The 13,988-nt window shown below is 31.2% G+C and carries 10 protein-coding genes, 1 tRNA gene and 1 other RNA gene; 2 read left to right on the top strand and 10 right to left on the bottom strand.

What is annotated here, in order from left to right; translation table 11 throughout:
- Window positions 1–7 precede the first annotated feature (7 nt).
- Window positions 8–1,738: a polysaccharide lyase family protein gene (locus tag PHV37_03655; GenBank protein MDD3237170.1), complete on the bottom strand. Its 1,731-nt coding sequence runs from the start codon at window positions 1,736–1,738 to the stop codon at window positions 8–10.
- Between the two features lie 149 nt (window positions 1,739–1,887).
- Here PHV37_03655 and PHV37_03650 point away from each other — a divergent pair, with 149 nt between their 5' ends.
- Together PHV37_03650 and PHV37_03645 are read left to right on the top strand one after the other, a co-directional pair.
- Window positions 1,888–3,246, top strand: coding sequence for a glycosyltransferase family 39 protein (locus PHV37_03650; GenBank protein ID MDD3237169.1), 1,359 nt, complete (start codon window positions 1,888–1,890; stop codon window positions 3,244–3,246).
- A gap of 3 nt (window positions 3,247–3,249) precedes the next feature.
- The gene (locus PHV37_03645) at window positions 3,250–5,085 is read left to right on the top strand and encodes a glycosyltransferase family 39 protein (GenBank protein MDD3237168.1); all 1,836 of its coding nucleotides are present in this window, start codon (window positions 3,250–3,252) and stop codon (window positions 5,083–5,085) included.
- A gap of 1,795 nt (window positions 5,086–6,880) precedes the next feature.
- Here PHV37_03645 and PHV37_03640 read toward each other — a convergent pair.
- From PHV37_03640 to PHV37_03600, 9 genes are all read right to left on the bottom strand, one after another.
- Window positions 6,881–6,954: transfer RNA gene (locus PHV37_03640), tRNA-Arg, on the bottom strand.
- Between the two features lie 38 nt (window positions 6,955–6,992).
- A non-coding RNA gene (ssrS, locus tag PHV37_03635) (6S RNA) lies at window positions 6,993–7,160 on the bottom strand.
- 50 nt (window positions 7,161–7,210) lie between these two features.
- Window positions 7,211–7,534 (bottom strand): hypothetical protein, encoded by a 324-nt coding sequence (locus tag PHV37_03630; GenBank protein ID MDD3237167.1) that lies wholly within the window; start codon window positions 7,532–7,534, stop codon window positions 7,211–7,213.
- A gap of 126 nt (window positions 7,535–7,660) precedes the next feature.
- Window positions 7,661–9,121: a monomeric [FeFe] hydrogenase gene (locus tag PHV37_03625; protein MDD3237166.1), complete on the bottom strand. Its 1,461-nt coding sequence runs from the start codon at window positions 9,119–9,121 to the stop codon at window positions 7,661–7,663.
- Window positions 9,108–9,374 (bottom strand): NAD(P)H-dependent oxidoreductase subunit E, encoded by a 267-nt coding sequence (locus tag PHV37_03620; protein ID MDD3237165.1) that lies wholly within the window; start codon window positions 9,372–9,374, stop codon window positions 9,108–9,110. The genes PHV37_03625 and PHV37_03620 overlap by 14 nt, the downstream gene beginning before the upstream one ends.
- A 9-nt stretch (window positions 9,375–9,383) precedes the next feature.
- Complete coding sequence (locus tag PHV37_03615) at window positions 9,384–10,547, bottom strand: PP2C family serine/threonine-protein phosphatase (protein ID MDD3237164.1); 1,164 nt, start codon at window positions 10,545–10,547, stop codon at window positions 9,384–9,386.
- Entirely contained in the window at window positions 10,547–12,265 is a 1,719-nt protein-coding gene (locus tag PHV37_03610) for a [Fe-Fe] hydrogenase large subunit C-terminal domain-containing protein (protein MDD3237163.1), read from the bottom strand. The genes PHV37_03615 and PHV37_03610 overlap by 1 nt, the downstream gene beginning before the upstream one ends.
- A complete protein-coding gene (locus PHV37_03605) occupies window positions 12,258–12,500 on the bottom strand; it encodes a (2Fe-2S) ferredoxin domain-containing protein (protein ID MDD3237162.1) in 243 nt (80 codons plus the stop codon). The genes PHV37_03610 and PHV37_03605 overlap by 8 nt, the downstream gene beginning before the upstream one ends.
- Before the next feature lie 234 nt (window positions 12,501–12,734).
- Window positions 12,735–13,946, bottom strand: coding sequence for an iron-containing alcohol dehydrogenase (locus PHV37_03600; GenBank protein ID MDD3237161.1), 1,212 nt, complete (start codon window positions 13,944–13,946; stop codon window positions 12,735–12,737).
- Window positions 13,947–13,988 lie beyond the last annotated feature (42 nt).

Raw genomic sequence — 13,988 nt, 5'->3', positions numbered from 1 at the left:
TTGTCCTTTAATATCCGAGAATAATTGTATCATACATCAATCCAGAGGCTTCTGTCTCCATTGTTTTGATGGGGTGTAAAGTGATTATATTTTGACCTTCATTAAAGTCTTTTTTATTAATTTTTATTTTTATTATTCGGTAAATACCTTCTGTTGCGGCTCGATAAGAGGCAGAGTCAATCTCCGGAAAGCCCAAAGAAAGATTGTCTTTTACCATTTTATTGTTGATTTTTATGTTTAAAGTTGTTTTGACAGAACTTGCAATGGCAACAATAAGAGTTAAATCTTCTGTTGGTTGCTTTTTTAAGCTAAAATGGATACGTAAATCGGAAGATGTGTCCTTTGGGTTCAAAACAGCGGGTGAAAAATAAAATATATCTTTTGAATAATCACTTTTTCCCTCAAAATAGTCCATTCCTTTGGGGAATTTTGTTTTATATTGTTTAAAACTTCCCCATTTATTATGGAAATTGCCACCTAAAAACTCTTTTGCGGAGCGGTTTGGTATTCCGATTTGGAAAAATTTGTTTTTTAAACAGGTATTGTTCCAAATAATAAGGTTGTTTTTAGTATTTTTATCTATTTTTTTGTTTGTTATTTTTAACTCGTCAACAATGCCGTTTTTTATGCCAAAAATAGTGTAGGTTTTTGGTCTTATATTTTTTATTTCAAAATAACCATTAGAATTTGTTTTTGAAAAATAAACATAGTCTTTTTTTTGAAATCGCCAGTTTTCCTCTCCAACTGATAAAACAACAAAAGCGTCAGCAATCGGCTTGTTGTGTGTATCTTTTAAGTAACCAGAAAAACTAAATCTTTCTTTTGCCATAAATAATGGGTTTGTAAGCCATTGATAAGGCCACAATTTCTTCTCTATTTCTGATTGTTTTTCGACTTGTTTGAGATTAAAAAATCCGTTATGAGTGGCAGATGGATAAATTAAAATCGGACCGTATATTTTTTGCCAATTTTTTTCAGGTGTGAAAAGTTCTGTCCCATAATGCCTTGAATACAGATACCAGTTGAGGTTTATGTTGTTTGGTGATTGATGTACTGTTAACTCTTGTTTTAACGGAGTTCCGGAAAAATATTCTTCACTCGGAATAATAAGCGAAAGTGCCGTGTTTTTGCCATAAGCTGAATAAAACTTTTTCAAGTACGAAGGTATTATGTAAGAGTATTTTGTATAATATTTATCCTCGCTAAGCTTGTAAACGCAATCCATAATTTCTTTATTTTTTTTGAGGTCTTTTTGTTGAGGTAATAGACCGTTTCTTGATGAATCTAAATAAAAGCTACTGAAGTCCTTTTCTTTTAAGGAAAAATAGTATTTTTCCTCTTCCAATTCAATAGAGAGATTGTTTGTTTTTTTATTTACAATGTAGCAGTATAAACCTTTTGTTTTTGAGGTCATTACAAGGTGAATTTCAAAATCAATAACGCATAGATTTTTATTTGCAGGAACAAAACAAACATCAATGATATTTTTATCAGATTTGATTATTTTATATTTTAGTGGAACTTTATTAGTGTTTATTTTTTTTAATTGATTATTTTCTCGGTAATATATATTTAATGCTGATTTTAATAAGATTTTTTCAGATGAAAAATTTTTTAATTGATATTTTGCAATACTGCCATTTTTTTTATTTATTGCAAAGGAGGCATATTTGTTTGATAAGATGATAAAATTTTGATTTGTTTTTACAGTAGCAGAATTATTAAAATAAAAAAACAAAGAACAACAAATTATAAAAAAAACAAATAAAAATTTTAAAAATATTTTCATAAACCCTCAGACGTTTATAAATAGTATATAGTAATATAAACAAAATACAAAGAAATTGAAAAAATAGGGTTTACGTGTTTTAATTTTATTAAGGAAAAATGGAAAAAAACAAAGAAAATTATATAATTTTTTGGGGTATAGGGTTGCTGTTTTTAGCAACTGTAAATTTATGTTTTTTCAGATATTATGATCACGATGAGCTTGAAGCAATACACACTGCGTGGAAGTTATTGCAAGGTCAAAGGATTTATATAGATTTTTTTCAACAAAAACATCCTTTTTTTCATTACACTGTAATTCCTTTTATTAGTTATTTTGGAGAAACAATAAGAACAATAACTGCCACAAGGATATATATGTTTTCTCTTTATCTAGGGACTCTTTTTGCTTCTTTTTGTGTTGCAAAAGAGGTTTTTTCTAAAAAAGCAGCGATTTTTTCTGTATTTTTAATTATGTCCGCACCAATTTTTGTTAATAAAGCAATTGAAATCCGACCTGATAACTTGCAAATATTTTTAACAATGGTCTCACTTGCTCTTTTATATTCCCAAAAAAACAAATGGACTTTTTATTTAAGTGCGTTATTTATGGCTTTAGCCTGTATTGTTCTTCAAAAAGCTTGTTTTATAGCAATTATCGTTTCTGTTTTTATGTTATATTGTGTATTAAAAAAAGAGCTCAAAATAAAAGATTTTATTTGTTATGAATTGGTTTTTTTATCTGTTATAGCCATTTTTATGTCTTTTATTTTCTCCGGAGTGTCTTTTCAAAAATATTGGATTTTTAATTGGTTTATAAATCGAAATTTTTTAGATGGATTTTCTTGTATAAAAAATATTAAATATTTGATTATGACAGCTCCTGTGTTTTTACCATTAACTTTAGTTGGATTGGCTAAGGTATCTACAGAAAAACAGAGGGAAATTGCTTTATTGACGATAATTTCTTTTTTGTTAATCTTTTTTATTACCGCACCCAATAAGCAATATTTCATGCCGTTCATTTTGTTCGGAGCTATTCTTGCCGGTAATGTTTTGAGTAATCTTTTTGTTAAAAATAAAAAACTTACATATTTTATAATATTATTTTGTTTTGGTTTTTCAATTTTTAATTATGTAAATATGGACTTTAAAGGGACGAACCAATCTCAAAATGTATTAATTGATTATGTTATAAAAAATACCTCTTCTAAAGATTTTGTATATGATGGAGATATCCAATTTAATTTATACAGAAATGATTTGGATTATTTTTGGTTTAGCTTGCGGAAGAGAGGCGTTTTAGATACATATAAAACAAAATATAATTATTCATATAATGTTTTGGAATTAATCAATCACAAAAAACCGCAAATAATTTCTGATAAATATATTACACAAAAAGACATGTTAGAATTGTCAAAAGATTATTCACCTGTTTCCTTTTTTAACGGAATATTTATAAGAAAGAAAAAATAATAAATGATAAATAAAACAATAAAAACGCATTTAATAATTTTGATTTGTTTAACATTGATATTGTCTTTAGTTGGCGGCACAGAATATTATTTTAGAGATTTTGTTGTGCACAAAGCACTGACGATATTGGCTTTTGATGGCAATCCTGAGTTTTTCAAAAAACCGTCATTAATTCCATACTTGAATTCAATTGTATATGGATTTTTATATGTTATTTTGCATGGTTTTCATATTATTTCAAATTTTCATGAGTATGTTCTGGATTTTCAAAAAGGGTTTATAAATATACATGGATTTTTGATTAATTTTAATTTGCCATCATTAATAATAAATGCAATTTTTGCAGCAATTGGTGTGGTTTATACCTATTTAACATCTGTTTTGTTAATGAAAAAAGAAAAATACGCTCTTTTGGCTGCTTTTTTCTTGATGACGTCCTTTTTTTGGATGGAATATTCGCATCATTTGACCGTCGATATTCCGCTTGCGTCGATGTGTATTGTGACTGTTTTTTATTCGATAAAAATCTTGGTGTACAAATTATCTCTAAACTTAAAAAATATTTTAATTTTATCTTCTTTAACTGCGTTGACTGCTGCTTGCAAATATAATGGAGGTATTATCCTTCTTGCTCCTGTTTGTGTTTGTATTTTTCAAAATATTAATGATAAAAATTGGGGCCGATTATTTAAGCAAAATTTTTATCTTATATTTTTTGCTTTGATTATTTTTATTTTAATAAATCCGTTTATTATTATAGATTTTAAACATTTTATTTCGGATTTTTTATATGAGTTTTTGCACGCTTCGGGAGGGCATTTTGGAGAAGATGATAAAAATGTATTAATCTTTAATTTGTTTAGGAATCTTCCAAATGGATTTGGTATTTTGCCTACCGTTATTGGGATATCAGGACTCTTTTTGCTCGCAAAAACAAGTTTTTTATCTAAAAAAATCAAAATTGCTTTTTTAATTTTCCCCATTACTTTTTTCCTTTTGATGGGCTGTTCAAAATTGATTTTTGTCAGATACATGGTTCCAATGGCTCCTTTTTTGGCAATAGGCGTTGCGTTTTTTGCCTTTGAATTATTCAGATTGCTAAATCAACAAAATACTAAATGTGCCAAAGCTGTCAAAACAATGTTTATTGTTGTTTTTTTCGGTTTGTTTCTTATTAATTTAAGTCGTGCAATTCATTTTATTAATATTTTTATGAAACCGGATACGATTTTTTCTTCCAAAGAAATTCTAAAAGAGCTAAATGTTTATCCTGATAATAAAAAAATATATTTTACAGAATTATTTAGTAATTATTTTTATGAAGAAGATTTTTTGCATCAAATGCCATTGCCGATAAAAAATGATACAAAAAAATATTTATACTCTGCATGTAATGATTCAAAAAAAGTGGTACCAATTGCTAAAAAAAATAATAAAAAAGAATTAATTTTATTTGATGCTTTTGATATCGTAATTTTAGATGCGAGAATTTATGACAGATTTATTTATTTGACTAAATATATTCCTTTTTATTCTCCATATCAAAAAGTTTCTAAAAGAATAGCACCAAGCCAAAAAAAATATTCTATTGTTGCTGTTACTCCTTTTAAATATAATAAAGAAGAGGTGCCTTTCGATGAACTTTCAAATACTTTAAGATATAGAATATCAAAAGGTTTTTATGTCGAGCTATATTTTAAAGATAAAAAATTAGCTCATAAGTTTTATAAAAAATGCAATAAATATAAACTTAAATGTATATATTCAGATGACATGAACGATGGATTTTATTATCAAAATCTGCAAGGAAGAAGGTTTATCAATGCAGAAAAACAATAAAATAATAAATATAACAATTTTAATTGTTTTTACATTGATTTTGGGATTATGGGGTGGTGCTGACCATTATTATAGAGATGGGGTTTTGCATAAAGGATTAACTATTCTCGCATTTAACGGCTCGCCTGAGTTTTATAAAAAACCTGCTTTGCTTCCGTATCTCAATGCTTTTTTGTATGGAGTATTTTATTTATTTTTGAAGATTTTTCATCAAATTTCTGATTTTACCTCCTTTGTTCAATGTTATGAAAAAGGTTATATTGGACTTTGTAAACATGTTATTCCTTTTAATTTTTTATCATTGTTTTTGAATAATATTTTTGCTGTTTTAGGCGTGGTTTATACTTATTTGACTGCTGAAAAATTGATGAAAAAACAAAAATATGCTTTTCTTGCAGCTTTTTTCATATTGACTTCTTTTTTCTGGATGAAGTTTTCTCACTATTTGATAGTGGATTTACCAATGGGTGCTTTTTGTATAATAACCGTTTTTTATACATTAAAATTTCTTGAACCCAAAAAAGAGCTTTCATATAAACATGTGGCATTACTAGGGGCTTTGTGCGGCTTAACAGCTTCTTGCAAGTATAATGGAGCTTTCATTCTGTTTGTACCGTTAGTTGGTATTGTGATGACTTATATTTCAAATAAAATAAGTTGCAAAAAAACAATAAGTATATTTTTTATTTATATGATTTTTACGTTTATAATCACAAACCCGTTTTTGATGATAAATTGGTGTCATTTTTTATCTGATTTTTCTTTTGAAATGAATCATGCTGTAGCTGGGCATTATGGTGCTGATGACAATAATGCATTGTTGTTTCATCTATTTCATAATCTACCTTTTGGTTTTGGGATTTTACCATTGTTATTGGCTTTTTCGGGTGCAGTTGCCTTTTCATGTTCAAAAAAATATTCAAATACCGAAAAACTTATAGTTTTAATTTATCCCGTAGGATTTTTCTTGATAATGAGTATGTCTAAATTGGTTTTTATGAGATATTTGATATCAATAGTTCCTTTTTTAGCTTTGTTTGTTGCGTTTTGTGTGTATGAATGGCGAAATAAGTTCGTTTATTTGTTGTTGATAGTAGCAATCGGTATAAATCTAAAAGAAATGGTTGATTTTATTGTTATTAATTCTAAAGAGTCTACAGAAATTGTTATGAAAAATGTGTTTGAAGATTTGAATATAAATATTCAAACTCAAAAAATATATTTTACAGAATCTTTTAATAATTTTTATTACCATGGAGATTTTGCTAAATTAATGCCAGAAGAAATTGCCACAAATCCCAAGAAATTCTTTCAAAATGCTTGTAATAATTCACACGACGTTACACCAAAAGCATATAAAAACCACATTGATGCTACAGATACTCTCTATGACTACAATCTGAAACACTACGATATAGTTGTTTATGAAAGTGTTTACATGGATAAGTCCTTTTTTCTAAATAAGGTTAGTTTAAATAAAAACAACAAATCACAATATTATTTTTATAATCCATATTTAAAACAAAAATATGTAATTGTTGAGGAGCCAAAGCCCTTTGCTGTTGTGAGCGTTTCTCCATATAACATTGATAAAAAAGATGTTCCTTTTGAAAACTTACAAGGGATTTCAAAGCATCGTGTTCGCAAAGGCTTTTATTCAGAAGTTTATTTTAAAGATAAAAATTTAGCTAAAAAGTTTTATGAAAAATGCAAAGAAACAGGCACAAATTGCCAAATATCTTTAAATAAAAATGATGGATATTACTATGGCAATCTAAAACAACCAAGTGAAAAATGCCCCGGAGAGGACTCGAACCTCCAACAATTTCCTTAGGACGGAACCGCTCTATCCAATTGAGCTACCAAGGCAATTTACTATATTATATTACCAAAGAAAAATAAAAAAAGGAAACTCTATACAAGGTCGATTTTGTTGCCTGCGAGTCTCGCAGGTGGGTGAGTGCCGTAGTCTATCCGTTTCCAGCTACAAGGCAGGTATACTTCAATACTATCTGAGACTACTCTCCCTTTAATAAAAATTGAAGGAACAAAATAGAATCCTCATATAGAGTCAATTTGATTATGACACATTTTTAATAAAATTTCACTATACAGTTAACCTATTTTAATAAGTAAAATATCTGTCAAAATCCACGTCATCAAAACAACAAAGCAACTTAAAAACCTCATCATCTTCATCCATTCTTTGAAAATTATATTCATCAAATTTCCAAATTTTTGGATTTATTCCCCTTACTCTTACAATGTTTTTATCTAATAAAATTTTTAATTTTTTTTTCACAACATCAGAAGGAATATCTAATAATTTGGCAAGTTCAACTGCTGTAATCCCTTTTTCGTGATTGCATTTTTCAGGTGTCAAAAACATAAGTTCCAGACCCACTTTTTTTAATTCTATATCATCAATTGTTGATTCATATTCGTACATTGTAAGTATTTTAAGTAGCTCCTTGCCACATATATAGTTTCTTTTTTATTATCGGAAAAATTTTTATATACTTAAATCATAAAAATAAAAACCCTACGGGTAAAGTAGGGCTTTTGTTTGTTTTTATTATTTGTTTGGCTGAATATCTTTTCCTAAATTTGTATATTCTGCCAATTTTTTAAAAGCGGTTTTTTTTGAATTAATTGTTGCGTTTCCGCCCATACAACCACCTTCACAACACATAACTTCTACAAGATTTCCGCAATCACATTTGCCTGTTTTTGCCATTTTCTTTAGGTCACGAATTGTTTGCTTGTTGAGCCCGTTTATTAGACACTGTTTAATTTTCTCCGGTGAGTTGCTTGCTGCTGTGACTGCCGCTGCAACGCCACCTGTTACACCGAAATTCCTTGCTTGTTTTGAGCTTTCTGTAACAAAAGTTGATTCATCGCAAGCTGTTATTTCGATTTTAGAGCCAATTAATAAAGCTCCGAGTTCTTCATAATTCATAACGAAATCAACCTTTTCGTTATACATGCCTTCTTTTCTTTTTGCGACACAAGGGCTTACAAAAACAGTCAATGCGTCAGGATAATCCTGTTTAACGATTTCTGCTGTGTAATAAAGAGGCGTTCCTGTTCCTGATTTAAAGGGGAGGATTTCCGGAATATGTTTTTTTACAAGCTCGTTATAACCGGCACAGCAAGAAGTTGTCATAAATTCAGCATTTTCTTCAAGCTTTTCTGCAAATTCGTTAGCTTCGTTTTGTGTAGTAATATCAGCCCCTTGAGCTACTTCGTAAACATCACTGAATCCGGCTTTTATCATAGCAGATTTTAATTGCCCCATTGTTCCGGGGAATTGACCAGCAATAGATGGTGCAATCATTGCGATGACTTTTTTCTCAGATTTGAGGTTTTTCATTATATCTATAATTTGACTTTTTTCATGTACAGCTCCAAACGGGCATGCTGAAACGCATTTTCCGCAACTTATACATTTTTCAAAATCTATTTCAGCAAGACCGTGTTCGTTTTTTGTTATAGCTCCGACAGGACAAGAGTCCTCGCAAGGTACTTTTATTTGAACGATGGCGTTATATGGACATGCAGATATGCACATTTTACAACTTTTACATTTTGAGCCATCGATGACAGAGCGGTTATCTTTAATGCTTATTGCTCCGAATTTACAAGTTGTTGTGCAAGGTCTTGCTACACAGCCTTGGCATAGGTCTGTAACAAATACTCTGCTGGGGACACAACCTTTGCAAGCTGCATCAAGTACGGTTAATGGTTTTTCATCTATGGCATCTCTTTGTAAAGCTTCATTTGCATATTCTGTTAAAGACTTTCTTTCGTCATCATCTTCAATAGCAAAGCCAAGTCCTGCAATTGTTCTGTCTTTCAAAATGGCACGTTCTTTATAAATACAGCATCTGAAAGGGACTTCACTTCCTTTTGGTCTCATGTCAAACGGGATTAGACGAGTGTTTTTTTCAAAATCATTAGAATTAAAGGCTTTAACTATTCTTATTAATATTTCTTTTTTTAAATGAGCGGCTTGAGTTTCGCTATTGGTGTTCATCTTTCAACTTTCTTTCTATTACATTTAAGACTTTTTCGACAGTAGCTTCTGATATTATTTCATCATCAACTTTAACGTAAGGAGCTTTTGAGTATTCCCAGTTTATAGAGCACAATCCAAGACATGGATGACCTGATACATCAACCTTGTCCCCATATTTTTGAGGAACTGTTTCAATCAATTCTTGTAAATTTGCTGCACCCATTACGAAACAGGTTGTTCCTAGGCATACTTTCACTTCGATTTTGTTCATAATTTCTCCTTACATGTATTGTATTTCGATTTTTTTAATAAACTTTTCTTCTAATATTTTACCCATTTTTTTGATAATATTTTTTCTTATTTCAATTTCAATAGGTAAAGTGGGGTCATAGTGTGCTTGGTTAAGTTTTGCACCTACCATAAAGGTAATGCAGTCGCTGTCAATCAAGAATTTAACAAGTTCTCCTGCTGCATCTTCTGGTATGTGGTTGGTCATTGATTCAAGATATTCAACAGTTTTTGTTAGTGTCAAAATGCCTTCTGTAACAAGGTTTACGCCTTCCATGTGAGAACATGCCGGAAGATTCCCTGCACTTTTTGACAAATCGCTACTGACTGGGATATTCAATTCTCTTGAAATCAAGTTTGCAGTGGTGCCTCCGCAAATAGCTTTTCTTCCTTGGAATTTTTCAAAAATTTTAGCATATTCACGATCTTTTTCCTGATGATAAGGAGGACCTGTGAAAACGAGAGATTCTCTGGGTTCTCGGCAATATATTACACAAGCTGAAATATCGTCTTTTGCTTTTCTGTCTATTTCAATTTTTTCAGCTTGTTGGACAATATAGCTTGAAAGGTGTCTGCTGGAAATCAAAGGGTCTTCTTTTATTTTTTCAAGTAAAATATTTATAAGTCCCTCTCTTCTCAGACCTAATTTTAGTCTTGGACCACCTAGTCCTGATTGAGTTACGCCATCAGAACAAAAAATAAGACGGTCGCCTTTTTCAAGTTTTATTTTGTATATGTGCATGTGTCTGTTAGAAAAGGTTTTGGAGGTGATTATTTTGCACTCTGGTGTCATTACCTCGTTGTTTCTTATCCAGATAAATTCAGGATTTCCTTCTTCGACAATTTTGGCTTCGCCGTCGTCATTGCAGTCTATAGCAGAAAATGTTGAATAACTTATTTTTCTGACTCTGCAAACAGGCAGTGAGTTCATAATTATTTCGCAAGCTTTTTTTATATTAGAGCCTGCTTCTACGAATTTTAAAAGCATTGTTGAGGTCATACAAGCCAAAATATTTGCCTTGACACCGCTACCCAATCCATCGGATAAAACAGCGATAAGCCTACCTTCATCGGGGTATCGTTTTGATAAAAAATAATCTCCATAAGTATTTTGATTGTACTTTTTTTGTTGGGTACAATCGATGTCTATAAACATTATTCTTCTTCCTCTTTAGTATCAAAGTCAGATGCTATAGAATTCAACAAAAGTTCTGTTTCCACCATATGTTCACCCAACAGGCAAGCTATATCTTGGACGATAGATATATTTTTGCTGATAACTTCTTGTGCTTTCAGTGCGATTTTTTCTCTACCCATTTCAGTTTGAGTAACGTCTGTAATAATAGCTCCTACAATGGCATTTTTTTCAATGGTAAAAGCTGTTATATCATACAATTTATTTTTAACAGGATAGCGTTCTTTGTGAATATCTTTACCTGATTTTAAGGCTGTTTTGAAAATGTCTGAAAAATCAATTATGCGGTCAATAGAAGCTCCTACGAGCCCATCTTGTCTGTTTGCAAATATTTCATACATATCGCCGCAAAACATTTTTAAGAAAGAGTCGTTAGCCTCTACAACGTTTAAATCTTGGTCAACCATGACGATGCCTGATGGCATACATCTAAGCATCGCAGCGGCTTTTCTCATTGCAATTTTTCTCATGTAAGAAACGCACATAGAGGGTTCAGCTTCTCCTGATATTAAAGCTTTTGCTAAATCCCTACAAGTAGGATATCCGCAGCCTCCACAGTTGAGTTCGTCTGCTTCATTGTGTTTACCGATTTTTTTCATAGCAGAAAGAATTTGTTCTATCGGATATTCAATGCTTTCAACAGGGTTAGCTTGATAATTTTCTTTTACGACCACTTTTGGTTCAGTTGGCACCTTTTCTCTTTCTTTTGCATTAGAAAGAATGTCTGACGTAATAGAAATGCTTGGTTTGTTTGTTGCGACGCAAGGTCCGTTTACGCAACCACCATCACAAGAAAGCGCCTCAATAAATACTTTTTTATCATCAATTTTGTCAGGATTTAATCCTTTTAACGCTTTTTCAAAAGTAGTCAAAGAGCTTATGTTTAAAAGTTGAACGTCTTCTTCTATGCCGACTTGTTTTATTGTTTCGTTCATTCCTCCTTCAATAGGATAAAGAGCTCCTTCAAAAGAAGATTCGGGAACAAATTTGTTTTTTTCATCATTGGGAATGTCAGAGGGTTTAATAAATTCTTCATTAAGCCAAAAATTTAATTCTTCAAAGGTTAAAGCTACATCTATTAACTCAGGATGCCTATCTGCTTCGTTTTTCTTAGCAATACAAGGTCCTATAAACACGATTGAGATTTGATGTCCAAAAGTTTCTTTTAAAATTTTTGCATGTGTCAAAGCTGGTGATGCAACAGGGGTGATGTTTGGTGTGAATTTTGGATTATATAATCTTATATAATCAACGATGGCAGGACATGCACTTGAAATATATAATCCATTTTTACCTTCTTTTAAAAGTTTTGCTGTTTCAATAGAAACTTCTTGAGCACCGAGTGCCGTTTCGCTTACATCTTTAAATCCGAGTTTTTTTAATAACCCAATCATTTTATTGGAAGAAAAGTCAAAAGCTCCTGCCCAAGTAGGGGCTAGAGAAACATATACATCTTTTTTTGCTCTGAATAAAGTTTTAACTTTTTCAATATCATATCTTACTCTTTTAGCATTAGCCGGACATGCCTTAACGCAACTTCCGCAGGCTATACATTTTTCGCTTAAAACTGATGCGTGACCATTCTCGATTTTAATTGCTTTTGCATGGCATTCACGAACGCATTTATAGCAGTCGTGGCATTCATTTTTAAGAGTATAGACAGGATATAATTTATTCATTCTTTAGCAGTTCTTTCAGTTTTTTAATATTTACGTGATTATGCCGTACGCCGTTTATTAATATATTTGGTCCATCGGCACATTTTTCTTCGCATCTTGAGCCTGAGAGTTCTATTTTTGCATTGAGGTTGTGTTCTCTTATATATTTTTCTATAAATTCAAGGTTATCCATATTTCCTCTTGCAAAACAAGAGCTTCCCATGCAGACAGTTATTGTTGTTTTCGGTGTGTTCATTAATATTCCTTTGTTGTGTTTTCGTGATTTATTTCACTATTTTTATTTTAGTTTAAACAATATAAAAAATCAATTTTGATAAGACTTTATATTAAATAAAATAAAAAATCCTTTTAAATTTTAATACGATAGTTCTGATTGATTAGTGAATATTGTCACTGGTTATTGTACAACTTTTTTTGATTTTAGCAAAAAACATATGTCTTTCAATGACATATGTTTCTTGCATTTTGTTTATTTGTAAAAGCTCATAGAGTCTTCATAAATAGAGCTTACTCTTTCTTTAGTTGCTTCGTTTGGAGCTATGGATAAAAGCCCATCAAGAGAAGGGGTTGTGAAGGCAAGATTTGTTAATTTGTCAATATCTTTTTCTTCGAAGCCTTCTTCTTTTAGTTTGTTTGTAATTCCCAAACCAATTAACCATTTTTCAAGTTTTTTTGCACAATCTTCGCCTGCGTTCGGGTTGTCCTTTATATCAGGTACAATTGGAGCTAAGATGTCAGCCAAGGTGTGATGTTTTTCTTTGTAAATGTGTTTAACAACAGCAGGAAGTAGAATTGCTAAACCGAGCCCGTGAGAAAGTTCAGGCTTGACGGCACTTAGAGGGTGCTCAAGAGCGTGAGTATAATGTAAAAGCCCGTTATCAAAGCTTATGCCTCCTAAAAGAGCTGCGTAGCATAAGAAATATCTTGCTTCTAAATCATCAGGATTTTTCATTGCTTTCGGCAAAAATTCAGCAACTAATCTTATAGTGTCTTTTGCAAGAGTGATAGCAAAAGGCGATGCGACTTTAGATGTAGCGGCTTCAACAACATGGTTTACGGCGTCTACTGAAACATAAATGGTTTGGTTTGGTGACAATTTTGTCATTAAAGCAGGGTCATCAATTGCATAACTCGGGTAGATACAGTCGTATGCGATAGCTGGTTTGTAATTGAGTTCAGGTATTGTTACAACAGCAAATCTGTTGGCTTCGCTGCCTGTTCCGTGAGTTAAGTTTATAGCTACAATAGGTGCTGCAGTTTCAGGTGTAAACTTGAAGGTATATAATTCTTCAGCGGTTTTATCTTTATATTTCATAAGTATAGCTGTACTTTTACCTGTATCTGTTGGGGAGCCTCCACCTATAGAAATAACGGCTTGAGCACCAAAATCATTTGCTATTTTTGCTGCTTCATCAACTTGATGGGTTGTCGGATTGGGAGATACTTTGTCAAAATTTACATATCCTACTTGGTTTTCTTTTAAGGCTTTTTCTACAATGTCCCATGCCCCGGTTGCTTTGTATGCATTTCTTCCTGATACAACAATTACTTTATTAATATTTTTTTTCTTTAAATCTTTTATGATGTCATTGATTTTGTGAATAGCACCAACTCCAAAATAAACATTGTCTTTTACACGAATTTCTCTGACTTCATTGATGTCTATGTCTTTTTCCCACATAGTATTCTCCTTTGTTATGTCACGCATAGTCTAGCATATTTT

The sequence above is a fragment of the Candidatus Gastranaerophilales bacterium genome (assembly GCA_028693235.1).
In the GTDB taxonomy this organism is placed as follows: domain Bacteria; phylum Cyanobacteriota; class Vampirovibrionia; order Gastranaerophilales; family Gastranaerophilaceae; genus JAQUVW01.
Note: the sequence above shows the minus strand (reverse complement) of the source record. Positions and strands in the feature narration are given on the sequence as shown.